This window comes from Mesorhizobium sp. M7A.F.Ca.US.011.01.1.1 (assembly GCF_003998295.1).
In the GTDB taxonomy this organism is placed as follows: Bacteria; Pseudomonadota; Alphaproteobacteria; order Rhizobiales; family Rhizobiaceae; genus Mesorhizobium.
In genome coordinates this window covers 1-20,781 of the sequence record NZ_RZRT01000025.1, presented here as the reverse complement: position 1 = coordinate 20,781, position 20,781 = coordinate 1, and the positions used below count along the sequence as shown (strand labels likewise).

18 protein-coding genes are annotated in these 20,781 nt (G+C 59.7%); 12 read left to right on the top strand and 6 right to left on the bottom strand.

All coding sequences use genetic code 11. From position 1 onward, the window contains the following. The first annotated feature begins 77 nt into the window (after positions 1–77). The 4 genes from EOA13_RS21355 (at position 78) to EOA13_RS21340 (ending at position 5,511) form a co-directional block, all read left to right on the top strand. Positions 78–1,670 (top strand): peptide ABC transporter substrate-binding protein, encoded by a 1,593-nt coding sequence (locus tag EOA13_RS21355; protein ID WP_127295649.1) that lies wholly within the window; start codon positions 78–80, stop codon positions 1,668–1,670. 164 nt (positions 1,671–1,834) lie between these two features. After that, positions 1,835–2,758 (top strand): ABC transporter permease subunit, encoded by a 924-nt coding sequence (locus tag EOA13_RS21350; protein ID WP_027035849.1) that lies wholly within the window; start codon positions 1,835–1,837, stop codon positions 2,756–2,758. Next, positions 2,751–3,875, top strand: a complete 1,125-nt coding sequence (locus EOA13_RS21345; RefSeq protein ID WP_127295647.1) for an ABC transporter permease subunit — start codon at positions 2,751–2,753, stop codon at positions 3,873–3,875. The genes EOA13_RS21350 and EOA13_RS21345 overlap by 8 nt, the downstream gene beginning before the upstream one ends. Before the next feature lie 16 nt (positions 3,876–3,891). After that, on the top strand, positions 3,892–5,511 hold the full coding sequence (locus tag EOA13_RS21340; protein WP_127295645.1) for an ABC transporter ATP-binding protein: 1,620 nt from the start codon (positions 3,892–3,894) through the stop codon (positions 5,509–5,511). Between the two features lie 33 nt (positions 5,512–5,544). On the opposite strand, the gene EOA13_RS21335 is transcribed toward EOA13_RS21340, so the two are convergent. The 3 genes from EOA13_RS21335 to EOA13_RS21325 form a co-directional block, all read right to left on the bottom strand. After that, complete coding sequence (locus EOA13_RS21335) at positions 5,545–5,889, bottom strand: hypothetical protein (RefSeq protein WP_127295643.1); 345 nt, start codon at positions 5,887–5,889, stop codon at positions 5,545–5,547. A gap of 223 nt (positions 5,890–6,112) precedes the next feature. Next, positions 6,113–6,553 (bottom strand): hypothetical protein, encoded by a 441-nt coding sequence (locus tag EOA13_RS38835; protein ID WP_023808494.1) that lies wholly within the window; start codon positions 6,551–6,553, stop codon positions 6,113–6,115. A gap of 6 nt (positions 6,554–6,559) precedes the next feature. Next, positions 6,560–6,775, bottom strand: a complete 216-nt coding sequence (locus EOA13_RS21325) for a hypothetical protein (protein ID WP_127295641.1) — start codon at positions 6,773–6,775, stop codon at positions 6,560–6,562. A gap of 178 nt (positions 6,776–6,953) precedes the next feature. On the opposite strand from EOA13_RS21325, the gene EOA13_RS37965 reads away from it, so the two are divergent. Then, positions 6,954–7,415, top strand: coding sequence for a hypothetical protein (locus EOA13_RS37965; RefSeq protein WP_164780232.1), 462 nt, complete (start codon positions 6,954–6,956; stop codon positions 7,413–7,415). 536 nt (positions 7,416–7,951) lie between these two features. Here EOA13_RS37965 and EOA13_RS21315 read toward each other — a convergent pair. From EOA13_RS21315 to EOA13_RS21305, 3 genes are all read right to left on the bottom strand, one after another. Beyond that, positions 7,952–9,289: a site-specific integrase gene (locus EOA13_RS21315; RefSeq protein ID WP_127295637.1), complete on the bottom strand. Its 1,338-nt coding sequence runs from the start codon at positions 9,287–9,289 to the stop codon at positions 7,952–7,954. Positions 9,290–10,046: 757 nt separating this feature from the next. Continuing rightward, on the bottom strand, positions 10,047–10,736 hold the full coding sequence (locus tag EOA13_RS21310; RefSeq protein WP_127295635.1) for a hypothetical protein: 690 nt from the start codon (positions 10,734–10,736) through the stop codon (positions 10,047–10,049). Positions 10,737–10,798: 62 nt separating this feature from the next. Continuing rightward, positions 10,799–11,017, bottom strand: a complete 219-nt coding sequence (locus EOA13_RS21305) for a hypothetical protein (RefSeq protein ID WP_127295633.1) — start codon at positions 11,015–11,017, stop codon at positions 10,799–10,801. 133 nt (positions 11,018–11,150) lie between these two features. Here EOA13_RS21305 and EOA13_RS21300 point away from each other — a divergent pair, with 133 nt between their 5' ends. From EOA13_RS21300 to EOA13_RS21270, 7 genes are all read left to right on the top strand, one after another. Then, positions 11,151–11,372, top strand: coding sequence for a DUF6471 domain-containing protein (locus tag EOA13_RS21300; protein ID WP_127295631.1), 222 nt, complete (start codon positions 11,151–11,153; stop codon positions 11,370–11,372). 246 nt (positions 11,373–11,618) lie between these two features. Next, positions 11,619–12,119 (top strand): helix-turn-helix domain-containing protein, encoded by a 501-nt coding sequence (locus EOA13_RS21295; protein ID WP_127295629.1) that lies wholly within the window; start codon positions 11,619–11,621, stop codon positions 12,117–12,119. A gap of 432 nt (positions 12,120–12,551) precedes the next feature. Further along, on the top strand, positions 12,552–12,911 hold the full coding sequence (locus EOA13_RS21290; protein ID WP_127295627.1) for a hypothetical protein: 360 nt from the start codon (positions 12,552–12,554) through the stop codon (positions 12,909–12,911). A 6-nt stretch (positions 12,912–12,917) separates the two neighbouring features. Then, positions 12,918–15,311 carry a primase-helicase family protein gene (locus EOA13_RS21285; protein WP_127295625.1) on the top strand — a complete coding sequence of 798 codons (2,394 nt, stop codon included), beginning with the start codon at positions 12,918–12,920 and terminating at the stop codon, positions 15,309–15,311. Positions 15,312–15,334: 23 nt separating this feature from the next. Then, the gene (locus tag EOA13_RS21280) at positions 15,335–15,820 is read left to right on the top strand and encodes a hypothetical protein (protein ID WP_127295623.1); all 486 of its coding nucleotides are present in this window, start codon (positions 15,335–15,337) and stop codon (positions 15,818–15,820) included. Between the two features lie 247 nt (positions 15,821–16,067). Then, positions 16,068–16,712 carry a hypothetical protein gene (locus EOA13_RS21275; RefSeq protein ID WP_127295621.1) on the top strand — a complete coding sequence of 215 codons (645 nt, stop codon included), beginning with the start codon at positions 16,068–16,070 and terminating at the stop codon, positions 16,710–16,712. A gap of 1,185 nt (positions 16,713–17,897) precedes the next feature. After that, positions 17,898–20,781 (top strand): hypothetical protein (locus tag EOA13_RS21270; RefSeq protein ID WP_245490441.1); only part of this gene is annotated, 2,884 nt, incomplete at its 3' end.

Below are 20,781 nucleotides of genomic sequence, written 5' to 3'. Positions count from 1 at the left end.
TCAAGGGGTCAGATATCGGCTCCAGGGCGTCAACACTTAATAGGCGCGCCAACGGCAGCGCCGACAGGGAGAACTTCATGCTGAAAAACATGCTGAAGGCGACGGTGCTCGCCACGACCATGGCGCTGGCCGCTGGCACGTTCTACACGCCGGCTTTCGCCGAGACCGTCTATAACAGAGGCAGCGCCGCCGAAGCGGAGACGGTCGATCCGCACAAGACCTCGACAGTCTACGAAGCCGATATCATACGCGACCTGTTCCAGGGCCTGGTCATGCATGACCAGAAGACGAACCTCATTCCGGGCGCGGCCGAAAGCTGGACAGTGTCCGACGACGGCACTGTCTACACCTTCAAGCTGCGCAAGGATGGCCTCTGGTCGGATGGCAGCCCGGTGACGGCGGACGACTTCGTCTATTCGTTTCGTCGGCTGGAAGATCCGGCCACCGCTGCCGAATACGCCTCGATGCTGTACCCGGTGAAGGGTGCGGAGGACGTCAACACCAAGAAGGGCAAGCCGGAGGATATGGGTGTCAAAGCGATTGATGCAAATACCCTCGAAGTCACGCTGAAGGCGCCGACGCCTTACTTCCTGGAGATGCTGACCCATCAGGCCACCTATCCGGTCAACAAGGCTTCGATCGACAAGCTCGGCGCCGACTGGATCAAGGCGGGTAATCTCGTTTCGAACGGCGCCTATACGCTGGCCGAGTGGATTCCCAACGACCACATGAAGCTGGTCAAGAATCCGAAATTCTGGGACGCCGCGACCGTCAAGATGGACGTCGTCAACTATATCCCGACCGAAGACCGCTCATCGGCGATGAAGCGCTTCGAGGCCGGCGAACTCGACAGCTACGGCGACCTGCCGACCGAACAGCTCGCTGACCTCAAGACCAAGTTCGGCGACCAGGTCCGCGTCGGACCTTATCTCGGCACCTATTATTATGCGATCAAGACCGACAAGGCGCCGTGGGACAATGTCGAACTGCGCAACGCCATCTCGATGGCGATCGACCGCGACTTCCTCGCCGAGAAGGTCTGGCAGAACTCGATGCTGCCTGGCTATTCGATGGTGCCTCCGGGCATCGCGGGCTACACGCCGGCAACGGCCAAATACGCCGACATATCGCAGATCGACCGCGAGGACGCTGCCAAGAAGACCCTCGAGAAACTCGGCTATACGCCCGAGCATCCATTGAAGATGGAGATCCGCTACAACACTTCGGAAAACCACAAGAACACGGCCGTCGCCATCCAGGAACAGTTGAAGCCGCTCGGCGTCGACGTCTCGCTCGTCAACACCGACACCAAGACCCACTACTCCTTCCTCGAGCAGAAGGGCGACTACGACGTGGCGCGTGCCGCCTGGATCGCCGACTACAAGGATCCGGAGACCTTCCTCGGCATCACCCGCAAGGCCAGCGGCAACAACTATTCGAGCTATGTCAGCCCGGCATATGAAGCGGCCATGGACAAAGCGGCGGCTGCCGGCGGCAAGCCGGAAGAGCGCATGAAGGACCTCGCTGAAGCCGAGCGCATCCTTGTCGATGACGTCGGTAACATTCCGCTTCTCTACTACAGCTTCCACGACATCGTTTCCTCGAAGCTGCATGGCTTCGACGACAATGTGATGGACATCCATCCGTCCCGCTTCATCAGCAAGGATTGATCCTTAGCCGGGCCGCCGCGCAACTCAATGCGCGGCGGTGCTGGTTTGCCATCGCATCGGTCCGGAAACCGGAATCGATTTTCGGCATGTCGGTGCGAAGATTTGAAGGCTAGAGCGCAACCGTCCGGCTGGACGCGCGTTGCTCTGGATCAAGCGGGGCACCGATGCTGCGATACGTATTACGGCGGCTTCTGACCGCCATCCCGACGCTGTTCGTCATCGTGACCATGGCGTTTTTCCTGATGCGCGTCGCGCCGGGCGGCCCATTCAACCAAGAGCGGGGACTGAGCCCCGAGATCAAGGCCAATCTCGAAGCCCAGTTCGGCCTCAACGACCCGCTCTGGCTGCAATTCGTCCATTATCTCGGCAATCTGCTGCGCGGCAATTTCGGCCCGAGCTACAACATGCCGGACTTCACCGTCACCGAACTCTTCGCCAAGGGCCTGCCTATATCGGTTCAACTCGGCGCCTCGGCGCTCGTCCTGGCGCTGCTGCTCGGTTGTGTGCTCGGCACCATTGCGGCGCTTAACCAGAACAAGCTTGGCGACTATACGGTGATCGCGCTGGCGACGGCCGGCAGCACCATCCCAACCTTCGTCATCGCGCCGGTGATCCAACTCCTGTTCGGGCTGACCTGGAGGCTGCTGCCGATCGGTGGGTGGGGCGATGGCGCTTTCATCAACAAGGTCGGTCCGGTGTTGACGCTCGCTCTGCCGCAGATCGCCATCGTCGCCCGGCTGATGCGTGGCTCGATGATCGAATCCTTGCGGTCCCATCACATCCGCACGGCGCGCGCGCTCGGCCTGTCCGATTGGTCGGTGGTGGTCAAGCACGCGCTGCGCGGCGCCATCCTGCCGATCGTCTCCTTCACCGGTCCGGCGGCGGCGGCATTGCTGACCGGCTCGGTCATTGTCGAGACGATCTTCTCCATTCCAGGCGTTGGCCGCTATTTCGTCGATGCCGCGCTCAATCGTGACTACACGCTGGTGATGGGAACGGTGGTGGTGATCGCCATCTTTACCATTGTCTTCAACCTGATCGTCGACGTCATGTACGCGGTCGTCGATCCGAGGGTGCGCTATGACTGACATCGCAGCCACAGCCGCCCCCGCCGTCATCGGCCGTTCACTCTGGGGGGATGCCTGGGCGCGTCTCAAGGCCAATCGCGCCGCCATGTTCAGCCTGTACTACCTTGCCCTGATCGGTGTCGTCAGCGTGTTCGGGCCGTGGTTTGTGCCACATCAATACACTACCATCTATGCCGACTATGTGCGCATGCCGCCAAGCCTGTCAGCCTATCCGAAGGCCGACATGGTCGAGACGGCGCTTACCGAAGCGATCAAGCGCATGCGGGTCGACATCAAGGAGTGGCGGCAGGAAGGCAACCAGGTCTTCGTCACCGTCAAGTCGACCAGGCCGATCGACGATCGCAACATCCGTTATCTCGACCGTTCCGATGCCTTTGACGGCACCAAGATCGAGAGCAAGTCGCCCGACGGTCTCGAAGTGACGATGAGCGCCTCGATCAAGCAGCAATATTTCCTGTTCGGCACCGACAACACCGGCCGGGACCTGTTGTCGCGCACGCTGATGGCCGGGCGCATATCGCTGGCCATCGGCCTGCTCGCGGGTGTCGTGGCGGTGGTCATCGGCGTGGTCTACGGGGCCGCTGCCGGCTTTGCCGGCGGCAAAATCGACGAGGTGATGATGCGCATCGTCGACGTGCTCTATTCCTTGCCTTTCATCTTCTTCGTCATCATGCTGGTGGTGTTCTTCGGCCGCAACTTCGTGCTGATGTTCCTGGCGGTCGGCGCCGTGCTGTGGCTCGACATGGCGCGCATCGTGCGCGGCCAGGCGCTGTCGATCCGCCGGCAGGAATATGTCCAGGCGGCGGAAGCCATGGGTGTCGGCCAGCGCGGTATCCTGCTGCGCCACGTCATTCCCAATCTGCTCGGCCCGGTGGTCATCTACATGACGCTGCTGGTGCCGCAGGTCATCATCCTGGAGAGTTTCCTGTCATTCCTGGGGCTCGGCGTGCAGGAGCCGATGACCAGCTGGGGCGTGCTGATCTCGGTCGGCGCCAAGAACATCGGCACCGCCAACTGGCTGCTCCTGTTCCCCGCCTTCTTCCTCGTCTCGACGCTGTTCGCGCTGAATTTCGTCGGCGACGGCCTGCGCGACGCACTCGACCCAAGGGATCGCTAAGATGGGGATCGCCGAGATGGCTGCTTCCGAAACGATCCTCAGCGTCAAGGATTTGCGTGTCCGCTTCCGCACGCTGGACGGCGCCGTCGAGGCGGTCAAGGGCATCAACATCCATGTCAAATCTGGCGAGACCGTTGCCGTGGTTGGCGAATCCGGGTCCGGCAAAAGCCAGACGATGATGGCGGCAATGAGCCTGCTGGCATCGAATGGCGAAGCGACAGGCAGCGTCGATTATCGCGGCCGCAATCTTCTGACGCTCAGCAAATCCGAGCTCAACCAGGTTCGTGGCCGCAAGATCAGCATGATCTTTCAGGAGCCGATGACTTCACTCGATCCGCTCTATTCGATTGGCAATCAGTTGATCGAGCCGATCCGCCGGCACCGGGGCCTGAATGCCCCCGACGCGCGGGAAGAGGCGCTCAAGCTGCTGCGGCTGGTGCATATTCCCGATCCCGAGCGGCGGATGAAATCCTATCCGCACGAAATGTCGGGTGGCCAGCGCCAGCGTGTGATGATCGCGATGGCGCTCGCCAACGACCCTGACATATTGATCGCCGACGAGCCGACGACGGCGCTCGACGTGACCATCCAGGCGCAGATCCTGATGCTTCTGGCCGAATTGCAGCGCAAGCTCGGCATGGCGATCGTCTTCATCACCCACGATCTTGGCATCGTCCGCCGCTTTGCCGATCGGGTCTATGTCATGCGCCAGGGCCAGGTTGTCGAGGAGGGGGAGGCGGAGGCCATCTTCGTCAATCCCCAGCATGCCTATACGAAAATGCTGCTGGCGGCCGAGCCGACCGGCAGCAAGGCGCCGCCGCCCGCCAATGCTCCGGTGCTGCTCGAAGGCAGAAATGTCGAAGTGACGTTCAGGATTGGCGGCGGGTTTCTTGCTGGTGAACCGCTGATGCTGCGTGCCGTCGATCACATCTCGATCCGTCTGCAGCGCAACCAGACCATCGGCATCGTTGGTGAATCCGGCTCGGGCAAGTCGACGCTCGGCCGCGCCTTGCTGCGGCTGTTGCCGAGCGACGGGATTATCCGTTTCGGCGATCGCGACATTTCCCAGGCCGACCGGCAGGCGATGCGGCCGCTGCGGCGTCAAATGCAGCTCGTCTTCCAGGACCCGTTCGGCTCGCTGTCACCGCGCATGACCGTCGGCCAGGTCATCACCGAAGGGCTTCTGGTGCATGAGCCCAATCTTTCCGGCAAGCAACGCGACCAGCGCGCGGTCGAGGCTTTGCGCGAGGTCGGCCTCGATCCTAACGCCCGCAACCGCTACCCGCACGAATTCTCAGGCGGCCAGCGGCAGCGCATCGCGATTGCGCGGGCCATGATCCTGAAGCCCAAGCTGGTGGTGCTGGATGAGCCGACCTCGGCACTCGACCGCTCGGTGCAGAAGCAGATCGTCGAACTGCTGCGCAAGCTGCAGGCCGACCACGAACTGTCCTACCTCTTCATCAGCCACGATCTGTCGGTCGTGCGCGCCATGGCCGACTACATCATCGTCATGAAACAGGGCAAGATCGTCGAGGAGGGGCCGACCGAGGCGATCTTCAGCGATCCGCGGCACGCTTACACACAGACGCTGATGGCCGCCGCGATCGACGTGACGCGATTTCGCCTGAGCGCCTGAACCAGGCTTCGCACCGATACACTGGCTGTCCGCTCAATTTGTGGAGCTCGGGCACTTGCGTGCTCGCACAGCGGCAATGGCATCCTGTTGCTGCTTGAGCCGGTCGATCCTGGCTGTTTCACGGTTGGCCACCGCGGTCTTCACGCGTGAGCCGCCGAGCAGCCAGCGTGGAACATTGGTGTTGGCGACCTTGCCGCGCGTGATTGCCGTTTGCGAGATGTCACGGGCGACGTCTCCCATCGCCCTGTTGAGGTCGGTGCACGTCATCGAATCGTATTTCGCTGGATCGACGGTTCTGCCGAGCGATGAACAGCCAGCGACGAGAACCAGCGTCATCACGAGAATCAAGAGCGAGGCTGTGGTTGAATTCAAATTCATGTCGCACTCGGCCCGCCGTTCACTGACTCCATCAAGTTCACGACCCTAAGACCGACAGACCTTTTCGTCAAAATATGCGGCCTCGAAGAAACCTCCCACTGGGCCCGGCCTTTGCGGCCGACGCAGGAACATCTCAGTCACTGGAATTGCTATCTGCCGAGTGTTGGGCTCAATCGCTGGCAAACGGAGAGTACCGGTTCCGGCGACGTCGGGGCGGCCTTTCCTACGCTGCCTCGGCCACGAACCTCGACGGGGGGCAACCGCCGAGCACTGTCTGAGCGATGTCGGCGTCATTTTCATCGACATGCGCCGTCACCAGAACGACCCCTTCGGCAACCTCCTGATCATCCGCCTTTATGGCGGCCGTGGCGAATGTTCCAAACAGACCGGCAACGCCGCCACAGACCGCGCCAGCCACCGCTGTTGGCAATACGCCCGCAGCAACAGGATTGATGCCATAGGCCGCAACGGCACTCAGGCAGACCAACCCGCCGGCGGCAGCGCCAAATAACGATCCCAAAGCGGAAACCCGAAGGGATCCCGCCTCGTCATTGTAAGGCCCGATGATCGCGATCTGTACGCGAGGAATTCCGGCTGCCACCAAGTCGCTGGCGACCCGCGCCGCATCGACGGGGGAATCAAAAAGTCTGCAAATCGTCGGCATGGTCGCTTAACGCTTCTGGCTGTTCAGCGTCGTCTCGGTGAGGAATGACGCGGCAATCAGATCGTCAACCTCGATTGGGCCCTCGCCGCCCTCCATGATGGCTGCGACCTTCTGGAAGGTCTTCATCTCGTCTTCGGTAATCTGGGCTTCCTGCATCCTGGCTTTGATCTCTGTCATGCGCATGCTCAGGGCATAGGATTTCTTGGTCTCACGGTTCGACATGCTGCTGCTCATAGTTCATTGATCATTTTTTGCCCGCCACTCGAATTTGGGGCAAGGGCAAACGTTTCCAACCCTGGACTTCGGTCGGGGAGGGGTCGGACCTAAGTCTGTGGGGCGCAATGGTCTTGCCGACGGCGCCGCCAAAGCATGACCCAGGATGCGTGCCAAAAGGCCTTTCGTGGCCCGACTCATCAAGAATCGGGCCGGAGATCTGCGATCAGTACCCGTCGTTTTCGATCACAACGGGATGGTGCCGATGGTGTTGACGATGGGTGGAGACGGAACCTGTCACGACAACAGTATCGCGGTGATGATGCCGGCGCCCATGGTCATAGAACGCTACGGTACCATGGCGGCGGTGGTGCAAGCGCTGACCGTCTTCGTTGATGATCTTGACGCTTTCGTGATGTCGATGATGGGTTCTAACAACCACATCGGCTTCGGCTGCCGAAGCCACAACGGGCAGTCCAAGGGAAAGCGCCAACGCGCACATGATCATTGTTTTCATTGCAGTTTCTCCATTTTCTTAATTAGCCCTTCATTGGATAAACTGCCTCTGATCGCTTTGGTTCCGGTCGTCCGGCATCGACCCGAACGTTCACTGGTCATCGCTGGATCTCGTCAAACGGCGGAACATTAGGCGTGCCTGATGGTTTATTTCCCGCAGCCGGGATCACGATTTGGTGTCTGCTGCGGATCAGTCGGCAAAGGCTGGTCGGCCCGCGTTCTCTGCCAGAGGCGCGGGCTTCCCAGGCAACAGGAGAGAGATCATGAACAATATCATTTGGCTCGTTGGAGCTGTGGTCATCGTGATAGCGATTTTGAGCTTTTTTGGCCTCCGCTGAGGGGGACGCGCGTACCAGTCGGGATGTTACCGGAAACTGTCCGCGAGCGCACGCACGAAAGCATCAAGCGGCCGGTTGAGACCGTCTGGTTACTGTCCAGCGCAACAGGCATCGCTGTCGGCCGGGTCACAGATGCACGGCGAATAGAAATTCGCCCATCCGACGGGCGGGGGACGCGAGTAATCTCGCTTGAGGGGCAGGTGGAGCGCCGAAGTCGGGATGCGCTAACTCTTTGTTTTCTCTGGTCGGAGTGGCAGGATTTGAACCTGCGACCCCCTCGTCCCGAACGACGGGCTCTCCCAGCAAAGGCCCGGATTTCCGCCATTCCTCATTACGGTCGGCGACCTTTGTTCACCTTTGCTTCTAGCATACCTGTGGGGTTTCTGTGGGGACCTGTGGGGGCGTTCGTTGTCTGTGCCTGCGGCATGCGGACCACATTTTTTGGAAGATTTCTGTAGCGCGACTTGGAGACAATCGCCTCGGCCGCCTCCGCTTGGAAGTCTGGATGATGGTGGCCATAGGTCTGGATCAGCATCTCGACGGTCATGCCGAGGAAGCCAGCGGCTGCCCAAGGGTCGGAGCCTCGTTGCATTAGCCATGTTGCAGCGGTGTGGCGGAAGATGTGCGGAGTCACGTCGGTACGGAATAGGCGTCTGACGCTTCCATCCGGGCCTTCAACATCGTCGTACCAGCCCAATCCGGCTGCCTCGACCACTGAGCGGAACGCCTTCTTGACTGACTGGACGGGCTTCCCGTTCCACTCAACTACGTAGTCGTGGGCGATCATTCGGCCGACGTTTAAGCTCTTGCCGCGACCCTTGGTCTTGATCTCCAGCGGAGTGACCGCCCATCGCCGTACATGGGCAAGCAGACGATCGGGCAGACGCACCGGCGGCTGGCGCTTCTTGGTCTCGAGGCGACCAGCTGCGCGACGATAGAAAACGCCGCGCTCCAGGTCCAAATAGCCCGCCCCTTCGGTAGGTCGGACGGCGGCGCCACAGATCGCCGCCGAGCGCGTGCCGGTGTAGAGCGCGACAAGGATAAAGCGTGCGACGTGGCGCCCTGTGCGACGGTCGCTAGCCCAACCTTTCCACGACTGACGCATGCGCCACGCAGCGCGGATCAAAGCCGCCGCTTCGTTTCGTGTCAGCCAGCGATCTCTGGGCACGGACTTAGCTGGCAGCACGATGGCCGGCGCCGAGGTTATGTAGCCTTCTCGATGATAGTTGTTCAGCGCTGCCCGCAAGTCCTCAAGCTGTCGCCTCGCTGCGGCACCGTTGCCGTGCGCTTTGGCGTAGTCACGACAGATTTTGCCGTTGATCTCGCCAATCATCATGTCACCGAACCAGTTCAGCACCGCTACCATACGGCCAGCGGTTTCCTTCGGTTTCGCGTGGCCGGGCGCGAGGTCTGTTAGATAGACACTAACGGCGTCCGCTATCGCGACGGTAGTGGGATCACGACCGCGTTCGCGGACCGGCTGGTACTTTTCGGTGATGTAGCTGGCGAGCCGTTTTTCAGCGCGTTCGCGGTTGCCAGTGCCGCCGCAAGCGCTGACGAAGGTGCCGCCGTCACGGATGAACCAGCCGGCCCGGCTCCGCAAGGATCCGTCCTGCTTCCTGCTTTCGTCCCGCCAGACGAGGCGTGCCCCTTTCGAAGTCCTCGACATCTTTCCCTCATCTCGACGATCGCGGCCAAGGTGACATACTCCTTCCCCGCGATCATCTCTGTTACTAGGCGGCCAGCATCCCGCTCCTTGCGCAGCCCTGGTGCCCCCATCGTACCGTCTGGGAACGCTATGCGAGCGGCAATGTCCAGCCGGAGCGGCGCGCTTTGGTCAGGGCGATTGCTTTTCTCAAAAATTCGGTTGGTCACAGATCAGAAGACACGCTGGTTTGTGGAGGCCATTGATGGCGGAGCCAGGCTGATCTAGTTCGTCGGACAATGCGGTTCTATGGCCCTTGGGCGTGGTACTATAGGGGGAGCGGCTTTTCTTCTGTCGGGCGGCGAGTGCTATTACCAGAAAAAGCAAAAATTTTTGCGGGCCGTAGATAGGACCATTCCCGCGCAAACCCAGCCGATCAGCACAGAATATCGTGTACACCTTCCCTCGTCCGCCACCAGGCGCACACGTGATCGAAAGATCCGCGACCGAGCCGGTTCCAAAACTTTTCAGCCGGCGGTTGAGCTGCAGGACGGAAATGTCGGCCGAAAATCCAGCTGGCCGCGCCGCTGCTCCTCGCGCCTGCAGCTGGACAGCTTTGCCGAGAAGGTGTCGCCCGCGAAACCCCGCTGGGACCGCTGGGAGTACCATTGCCAAGCGCAATCCGAAGAAACGCTGCGAGAGTCGTGGGCGAACGTCGAGGCCGATGGGACTATCGAACGACCATGGGCTGCTTGAGGAAAGAGGGGTAGAGCGCCGGGGATCATTCGGGTTCGTCAGGATCAAGCGTTGCCATGCGCTCGACCGCCTCCCGAAGTCTCGCCGTCGTCCGGCGGCCCCGCTCCGTGACCATCTCCTGCAGCTGGTCGTGTGGAATGGTCGGCAGGAAGTCAGCTGAGGTCACTTCGCCGTCTTTATAGGTGAAGCTGAGCGCCATCGCCCCGACCAGGGTCACGTGCTGGTCAAGGTATGACGTGAGCTCGTTGAGGCTGGCGGCGTGCGCACACAACAGAGCCGTGGCCACAGGAGATTTGTGAATGGTGACATTGCTGGCCAGCAGTTCGTACCCCCTCCACCACATCAGTTCCCCAAGTCCCCGCCACGGGACCGAGTCGGCGGACCGGGCCGAGTCGACATATCTCTTCAGGAAGTCCTCGTCGTAGAGGATGCCCAATTCCCCGCGCGCCCAGTTGATCTCCGCGTTGCCCTTCTGATTGACCCGGGCATGAAGAAAGACCCGCGGTTTTCTGTTCTCATCGCATACGGCGGCGCTCCAGTTGGCCGGGTAGACCAGGATGTCGACGTGCTCCTTGTTGAGGCCGCAGTCGTAGGCCTCGTCGTCCAGCATCCACGCCAACTCCTTGTTCAGTCTGGATGTCCCGGCACGGTGGCGCTCACGAGCCAGGGCCAGATAGTCGGAGCTCGATATGGAGGGGTCGAATGGTTCGGTCATCCTGAAGGTCCTGTGGACGAGGGTGGCTGGGCGCCGTGAAATTCGGCTGTCGGATCGCTATGTTAGGAGCGAGTCGTCCGCTCGAAGCGGCCCATGACGTGATGGTAAACTTCAGGGGCCTCGTGGCCGGCGTCCGTCGTCAGGTTAGCGGCGCGTCGCAATGTTTCGATCGTCGACTTAAGGGCGTGGAAATCGTGATCGTCGTAGTGAAGATCGAGTTCCGAAGAGAGTTCGCGCAGGAGGTCCGTCAGCACTTTTGCCGTTGTCTGGTCGAGGGTCATATCGTGAATTCCTATGAGCTGGTTTGAGAGAAAGATATCGATTTCAGTATAAATCTACTGTTTTTGATAGATAGCTATGAAAATTGGGAACGCAACGGGCCGGCCCAAATTTTTTTGCGCGGAGAATTTTCAGATGACCGAGACCGAGTGGGAGCGGCTGATGAGCGGCCTGCTAAAAGCCGAGCTCAAGCTTAAGGGCTTGAGCTATGCCGATCTCGTCGAAAAGCTGGCCGCCATCGGGGTCGAAGAAAAAGAGGCGAATATCAGCAACAAGCTGTCACGCGGACGTTTCAGCGCCGTTTTCTTCGCTCAGTGCCTCAAGGCGATAGGGTCGCAGAGGCTGAAGCTCGACTGACCTTCTGGGAATGGCGCGCGTGCGCCTCGCTTGCTCAGTGCTCAGCAGCGGTCGCAGGTTGGTTTGCGTAGACTGAGTTTGGACCCCGGACTTGGCTCAGGTTCTGGCGCAGGCGAGATTGGACCTCTAGAAGGCGATCGCGGTGGGAGCAATTCTCTTCCCCTATAGTATTGCGAATTACGTGCCTAGCGGATCGAGCGCGGCGGGACCAGATGCGGGTCGGACCAATCCATTGAAAGGAAACCAATGTCCGACAAATATTTGACAGTCTCAGAAGTTGCCGACCTGCTCGGCATGCTCAAAGAAAACGTGTTGCGAATGGCGCAACACGGGGCGCTCCCACATCCGGTCACGATAAACGGTGAACCACACTTTCCTGAGGAGCCGATCTTGCGTCGATGTGAGGAGGAGGACGACGCTATCCCTTCTGCCGGCGTGTACCTCTCAACGGGTGAGGATTTTTTCTACTATAAGGTGGTGAAGGCCAGCCACATGCTTTTCTACAAAAACTGGCCATTCGCAGTTTTCAGTCTCTGGGACGAAAGCCTTCATATTCGCCCTTGGCTCACACACCTGGTCGATGATCTTCCCGATCACGAGACCATCCTGCTTTCCTGTGAGGACGCGAATATCCCAGAGGTCAGTTTGAAGGATCTTCCCCAGCCCACTTCAATCGTCTGGGGATATCGCTCGGTCGGGCAATACGATTTGGATGTGACGGTCGCGGCTTCAAATGTGAGCCACTGAACCTAGCAAATGCTGAGCGGATTGGGTTTTCCCGTGTCTCTGCCGTGCGGTCTTTTCCCCTGTGCCTCAACGCGGGACGCTCACGGAGGCTGGAGCACAACTGTCCCCTTGCGAGAAGATTCCGCCTGCGCCTGGTCATGCATGATCTTAACGCAGCAATCACAGCTCTGAGCAGTCCGGCCTTGGGCCTTGGACCCCGCTCAGGTTTTGGCGCAGGCGGGGTCGGGTCGACTGGCGCGCTTGGATCTGTGGTGCGCAGCACCCCATTCTCATACGAACGCGTCAAAATATTAATATTGCAACCCAGAATAAAATAAAAGTGCTGCATAGCGCACCACCATGATGCACTGGATGATCTGTCGATCATTGTAAGTAATATACGCGATCAACAATTAAGGAACATCACCACAACATTGAAAAGGATGTGTCCTAATGGAACCTGAAAGATCGATTGATCTCTATCAGTATCTGGCCAAAAGCCGTGACCTGCTTGTCGACATCAAAGTTGCACAACGGCTTCATATCCCCAGGGATGCGCTTGTCGAAATGGTGAAGGAAGGGCTGTGCCCGGAGCCACGTCCCGGCTTAGCTTCCAACCGCTATTGGTTTTACCAGTGGCAGGCTACGAACTATAAGTCCTGGGCTCGTACCGCCAGCGACGACGATGTGAGGCGAGCGGCCGATATCATTTTGAAGGACGACCGCACTCGGCGCATTCGTGAGTTCGAACACTATGACAACGCAGACCCGCGGAAGTTTCTGACTACCTTGTTTTCTCGGAAGGCATGGTAGGTCCTCATGCAGTCCGATAGGAAACAAATTAAAAACTACATCGAGCGGATGTTCGGACGGGACAGCGGGGGAAACCTCGTTGTCTTCGAACGCGATCTGTCGGGGGAACGTCGACGGCATGCGGTCTTCCCATACGCCGATCGGGAAATCGTCTTCGACTTCCTGGCAGCGCAGCCCGATAACGTTCATCGGTATCTCGCGGTGGCCCTCCACGACGGCCAAGCCTTTGACAAACAGACGCGCCGACGGGACACGGCCTGTGCCGTGGCCTTCTTGGCGCTCGACATCGACCTCGCCACTGGGGTGCATGCCGCCCACAACCTCCCCGAAAACGAGGAGCAGGCGCTCAAGCTGCTTGAGGAGGCCGGGCTGCCCGAGCCCACTCTGATCATCCACTCAGGTGGAGGGCTCTACCCGATCTGGCAGTTTCAGCAGCCGTTGCTTCTGAGGACGACGGAGGATCGGAGCCGCATTCAGCGGCTCTGGTCAGCCTGGAACGAGCAGGCTCGGGTGGTCTGGGAACGACATGGGCTCAAGCTCGACACGATCGCAGAGCTCGCACGCGTCCTCAGGGTGCCGGGAACGTTCAACCCCAAGACCAAGCCGGCCAAACCCGTCCACATCTTGGACGGGGCAAGTGGTCGGACCTGGACCCTTGAGCAGATGGAAGGCGTCGTCGCAGCCCGAATAGCCGAGAGCTCTGACAGTTCCTCGCGTTCTGGCGAGCACGCGCTGGCCGACGCGCTTCGCCAGGAAATGATGTCGGGCGACGAAGATGCCTGCAAGAGTGCCGCTGGAGCTCTGGCGATGATCGCCGGATGTGGTTTTCTTCGTGCGTGTGACGAAGGCAGCGAACGCTTGACAGAACCGCAATGGAAGGATGCCGCGGATCTTCTGGCGCACATTCCGGAAGGCAAGCGGTATTTTCACCAGCTGTCCGCTCGTGACCCGCGATACTCATATCCCGAGGCGGAGGCCAAGCTTGTTCACGCCAGCGAATACGGCCCAAAGTTGTGCGAGACCATCGCAGGGGCTAACCCCGAGTGTGCAGGCTGTCTCTTCCGTGAAGGAAAGGTCATCCGTACCCCGGTGCAGCTGGCAAAGTCCGAGCCGGGGCTTGTGCCACTGCAGGGGCGATATGTGCTCGACTCCAAAACTGGTCTGTTCTTTGACATCTCGACGGGACGGGACAAGACGAAGGAGGATTTCGATCGGTCCTTCACGCGTAATATGCAGAAGAAGCGGTTGGCCAGCACCACCTTCCGCAATTCGCCACTCTCGTGCTTCGCCGATGAACACGACTTCCTGGTCGGGAATGACAAGCTCATAGTCGAGGAAAATGGCATGCGGACTTTGAACACGTGGAAGGACGGAGGCGTCGCCGCCGCGGAAGGCGACACCTCGCTATGGGATGACCATCTTCGCTATCTGTTGCCTGGCGAAGGGGAAAGGAGGTGGGTCCTTAGATACCTTGCCCATCTCGTCCAGCGACCGGCTGCTAAGATCAAGTCGGCGATCTTGCTGCAATCAAGACAAGGCGTCGGCAAGAACCTTCTGGTGCGAGCCGTCAAGCGCATGTTTCATCAGAACGATGTCCGCGAGGTTTACGGTGGTATCCTAGGCGAGCGTTGGCAGGCCGAGCTGGGAAATACTCGCCTGCTGGCGCTGGACGAGCTGCAGATCGACGAGCTGAAGACCGCGTACAATCGGCTCAAGAGATGGGCCACAGAGGAGACCCAATCCGTCGAGCGTAAGGGTATCGATGCGTTCAACGTTAGGACGCCTCGCGGCATCATCATCATGACCAACAGCGACAAGCCTATGGCCATCGAACATGATGACCGGCGGCTCTTCGTGTGCAAGGTGGAAGCCGACAAGCGGGTAGACGCATATTATCGTCGGCTCGTGGAGGTCGGTCTGTCGGACGAAAGCGTCGCCGCCTTCAAGCATTATCTGCTCAACCTCGATCTCTCCGATTTCGACGCTAACGCCGAACCACCACGAACCGGTGCGAAGGACGAGTTGATCCGGGCTTCCGCATCCCTGCCGGAACAGATCATTGTGGAGCTTCGGGACAATGGTTCAGCGCCGTTCGATCGCCCGGTATACTTGGCGGAGGATGTTGCCACTGCCGTTGAAGAGCGCATGAAGAAGACGATTACTGTGCAGCAGATCACCCCGATCCTTCGGAAGCTTGGGGATCGCAAGCGGGGCACGAAGTCATCCGTTCCGCGCCCTGTGTGGAGGACGCCCCGTGGCTACGTCTGGGCATGGCAGGACCTCGACAAGTGGATGAACGCTTCGGGCGACGAAGTCCGGGCTGCTCTGCTGGGGAAAGACCCGGATGTGACAGCGGGATTGATGCCTGTTGTCGCTGCCGCTATCCAGGTGGCCAACTAACCAGGTGCGCGGAGCGAAGGACCATGCAGACTTATATCTCTTCCAACTATCACTTTGAAGAAAAAGAGGTTGGACAGTTGGACAGCTGGACACCTAAGGGGATCGCCAGGCACGTCGACGCAAAGCACTTCTTCTCGGTTGCCATGACGACAAATCTTCCTCCATGGCGCCCGATACCCTCTCGCCTTGCGGCCCGGTTTCTGGGAACGTCCCTTCAGTCCTTGGCCAATTGGAGGATGCGAGATCTTGGGCCGGCAACCGAACCGATGCGGCGGGGGCAGGGCAACCGCATATACTACCGCCCGGATAAGATCGCCGAGTGGCTCTCGGGCGGGAAATGTTCCGATTGGCAGTTTTCGGCGTTATGGCTCCAGCGGATGGGCATGCCGCTCGATGTGATCAGTGAGGATGCCGTTCGCGAACGTATCGCCCAGCTGGAGGGCGTGAATAACCTGTTCCCCGCGGTGAACCGGCTGTGGCGAAATTTCCGTGAGGTCGAGGCGGCCTAGCCTAGTGAAATAATTGTGTGAGATCCCGTCCGGTACTTAGATGCCGGTTCACCCGACGGTCCTCAATGGCGCCTTGCAAGCTGGTAGCACCCAACGCCTAAGCTGATCGACCGGCTTTCTGACCAATACTATAGGGCAAGTGAATTCCGCCCATCGCAAGTCCGAGCAGGCCGTCCCAAATCACGTTGCGATCCCGGCGCGAAGGGCGTGCCGGACACGTAATGCGAAGTAACGGATGCGTCGAAAAATGGATGTTTTTGAACGGGTTGAGAAGGTCGCTAACGACCTTGCGGACGATTGGAATGCCGATTTCCTGTACATCAATTCTGATATTGATGATGAAGCTTTTGAGTGCGTGTTTTATGAAACAGAGCCTCGCCGGGGCAAGGGTGAGTATCTGTTTATTCTGCTGACCACCGAAGGCGGCTCGGCAGCGTCGGCACACAAGATCATGAGCTACTTCAAGTATAAGTATTTTGGGGTTTGCGTCGTCGCGTTGGGCCAGTGCAAGCATGCCGGCAAGATCATGTGCGAAGAAGCCTTGGAGACGTGGGTCGGGAGGGCCAGCGGATTGGGGCCGCTCGACCTCCGAGATCTTTGTGACAGCACCTGCGGGGACGAAGAAGCCCCCATGGGGAACCTGGAAACATTCCATCGACTCCCGAAAGGAACTGATTTCTTCGCTCTTCACAAGGCGATCAACGCGCCTGAAATTTGCGAATTTGTGACTTTCAGGGAAGGGGGCGTGAGTGTTTTCAGCAGGGCGATCGATCCTCAGGCTAAAGAAAACAAGGGGCTGACAACCATAGCCGATATGCTTCCTAAGAAGTCGAAGAAATATGGCCCAGGGTCGGAACGCAACATTTTCTATCTGAATGGCTATTACTGCTAAGGAGCAACCGCCTCCGTACCAAAGGTTCGACGCGCTGACCTACCGTCTGGCGTGTTGGCGCGATAGGTCGAATCATGCTGTCGCGCCTGAATACTGGCGCTGGCTGTTGATTAATGCCCAGCGCGCAGGACTTCGCCAATTCCGTAACTGATCACCCTGGCGCCGGTTGCTGACACATCAATCTTGAAAGAACCTTGAATGCTAGGTTTCGCGTCCTGGACGCTGTGCAAGATGTGTCGAGGGGCGAGATGTCGTGCTTCACGGCACGCCCAGAGACAGATAATGGCTTCCGGAACCAGTGACCGCTTCCGATTGACCGCAGGAACCTGGCCCACCCTTTCGGGGTCGACCGGCGTCCGACCTTGGAAGCGAGTAGTTTATACTCTTCATAGCCGCGGGAGATGTGGCCGGCACAGCGTCTTCTGCAGCAGAGAGAATTCGAGAACTTTCTGGGGCGCACTTCTGCCAATTTGCGGAGGGAATCTTAGACGTAGCTAATAAAACGATTGACATTAGTAGGCCGCAGCGGCAACCTAAAAGGGAGGGAAGAAGCGAGCAGGAGAATAATAAAGACGCGGGCGTCGGGCACTTACAAGCCTGGCCTTAGATTGGCAGTTTTCCGTGCTCGAGTAGCTATGACTCGGCAATTGATAGTATTGCTGAGCGGCTGGGGGTTGTCGACGTGGCGAAGTTCACGTTCACGGATTTATTGCCGCTGCCCTTGTCTGGCAACACGGGTGAAAGCTTCAACGGCATTTCGTCTGCCATTTCCATATACCCATCCTCCGCTACCTTTGCTTTTCGAGGCTGCGTCGAGCGACGGCAGCCTCGAGCTTCAATTATTCGTGCATCGGTGGCAGATGAGGAGCGGGACCCAAGCCAGACTACGTCCTGGTTTGTCCCAATATGGACCCGCGGGAGGAGACCGATTCCTGCTCGCCATGGAAAGCAGCGGTTAGCGCCCAATCCTATCGCTCAAATGCACTCCGGGGGTGCAGGGGCATGACATTCCGCTATCGGAACGCGAACTTTCGAAACAGTTGCTCGGCGTCTGCGCTTTCAGCAGCGATCGGATATGTCACTAAGTCCAAGAAAGAAAAGCGGCAGGGAAAACGGCGCGAATACGAAACGCGAGCCGTTCATTTCGAAGCGCTTGAACCACGACTGCTCTTGTCAGCTGACTTCATGCCGGTTCACGGGTCGATAGATGTACCCGGAGAAACAGATCAGTTCACCTTTAACATCTCTGAAGACACGAGGATCTACTTCGACGCGCTGACGAGTGATGGACAATTAGCCTGGAGTCTCACTGGCCCGCATGGATCCGAAGTCTCAGGGATCGCCTTCAGCAATTCGGATGGTCCAAGCGGGTCGGCAACTTCGGCTCTCGATCTGGTTGCCGGCGATTACACGCTTAGTGTCACCGGTGCGGCGGACGCGACCGGCTCCTACAGCTTCCGTCTGCTTGATGTCGCGACGGCGACGCCGATCGCCTCTGGCACGCCGGTGTCGGGCACGCTGCCGACCGGCACGGAGACGGCGCTCTACCGCTTCGATGCGCAGGCCGGCGAGAAGTTCTTCTTCGACCAACAGAGCAACAGCGGCGGCACCGCCTACTGGCGCCTCATCGATCCGTTCGACCGAACGGTCTGGTCGAACTGGTTCCAGAATGGAGACGTCGACGTCCAGGCGCTTGCGTTCACAGGCAGCTACACGCTGGCGATCGAGGGCTATGTGTCCAACGCGAGCCCGGTGGACTTCAGCTTTGCGGTTCAGAAGGTCGAGGACACGACGGCTGCGCTGACGGTCGGCGCGACGGTTGACGGAGCGATCGCGCATGCCGGCCAGCAGAACCGCTATACGTTCGATCTGGCGGGTGCGGCACGGCTCTGTTTCGACAGCCTGACCAACGATCCGAACCTCTCGTGGCGGCTGATCGGGCCGCGCGGCGAGGTGAACAGCACCCCCTTCAGTTTCTCGAATTCGGACGGACCGTCGGGCACTCCGCTTCTGGACCTGGTGGCAGGATCCTACACGTTGATCGTCGATGGCTATCTCGACGCGACCGGCCCCTACAGCTTCCGGCTGCTCGATCTGTCGGCTGCCACACCGATCACGCTCGGTGACCCGGTGTCGGGGACGTTGCCCTCCGGAAACGAGACGGCGCTTTACCGCTTCGATGCCGCGGCCGGAGATCAGATTCTCCTCAATCGACAGGCGCTCAGTGCCGGCAGCCCGTATTGGCGTTTGATCGACCCGTATGGCGGTCAGGTTTACGCAAACTACTTCACTGACAGCTCGACCCTGACGCTGCCGCTGACGGGTATCTACACGCTGCTCATGGAAGGGCAGATTGGGGAGAACGGAGCGCTCCAATATACGTTCAATGTTACGTCCGAGGGTCATGTCGACCTGCCAACTCCGACCGGAACAGCCCTTGTGCTGGGTGCCACCACGACAGGTGCGATCGACACGGCGGGCGAAGAGGACAACTACGTCTTCGACATCACGCAGCCAACGCAGTTCCTCTTCGATGCCCTGACTAATTCAAGCCTGACCTGGAGCCTCATCGGGCCACAGGGTGAGGTAGTTCCCGCCCGCGCCTTCACGAATTCAGACTCAGCCAATGTTGGAAGTGATCCGGTTATCACGCTCAAGATTCCCGGCACCTATCAGTTGCGGGTGCAAGGCAGCGGATCAACGGGCTCCTACAGCTTCCGTCTGCTGGACCTTGCCGCGGCGACGCCGATCGCCTCTGGCACGCCGGTGTCGGGCACGCTGCCGACCGGCACCGAGACGGCGCTCTACCGCTTCGATGCGCAGGCCGGCGAGAAGTTCTTCTTCGACCAACAGAGCAACAGCGGCGGCAACGTCTACTGGCGCCTCATCGATCCGTTCGGCCGGCAGGTCTGGGTCAATGGTTTTGGGGACCAGGATGTCCAGGCGCTGGCGTTCACGGGCAGCTACACGCTGGCGATCGAGGGTTATGTATCCAACGCGAGCCCGGTGGGCTTAAGCTTTGCGGTCCAGAAGGTCGAGGACACGACGGCCGCGCTGACGGTCGGCACGACGGTCGATGGAACGATCGCGCATGCCGGCCAGCAAAACCGCTATACGTTCGACCTGGCGGGTGCGGCACGGCTCTATTTCGACAGCCTGACCAACGATCCGAACCTCTCGTGGCAGCTGATCGGACCGCACGGCGAGGAGGTCAGCAGTCGATACTTCACCAGTTCGGATGCGATCAATTTCTCCGGCGACCCGCTCGATCTGTCTGCTGGCAGTTATACGCTCATTGTTGACGGCTCTGGAGATGCGACCGGCTCCTACAGCTTCCGGCTGCTGGACCTTGCCGCGGCGACGCCGATCGCCTCGGGCACGCCGGTGTCGGGCACGCTGCCGACCGGCACCGAGACGGCGCTCTACCGCTTCGATGCGCAGGCCGGCGAGAAGTTCTTCTTCGACCAACAGAGCAACAGCGGCGGCAACGTCTACTGGCGCCTCATCGATCCGTTCGGCCGGCAGGTCTGGGTCAATGGTTTTGGCGACCAGGATGTCCAGGCGCTGGCGTTCACGGGCAGCTACACGCTTGCGATCGAGGGCTACGTCTACAACACGGCTCCGGCCAGCTTCGGTTTTGCGGTCCAGAAGGTGACAGATACGACGGCGGCGCTAGCGGTCGGCACGACGGTCGACAGAGCGATCGCGCACGCCGGCCAGCAGAACCGCTACACGTTCGACCTGGCGAATGCGGCACGGCTCTATTTCGACAGCCTGACCAACGATCCGAACCTCTCGTGGCAGCTGATCGGGCCGCGCGGCGAGGTGAACAGCACGCCTGTCGGCTTCTCGAATTCGGACGGATTATCGGGCACTCCGCTTCTGAACCTGGTGGCCGGGTCCTACACGTTGATCGTGGATGGTAGTCTCGATGCGACCGGCTCCTACAGCTTCCGTCTGCTTGATGTCGCGACGGCGACGCCGATCGCCTCTGGCACGCCGGTGTCGGGCACGCTGCCGACCGGCACCGAGACGGCGCTCTACCGCTTCGATGCGCCGGCCGGCGAGA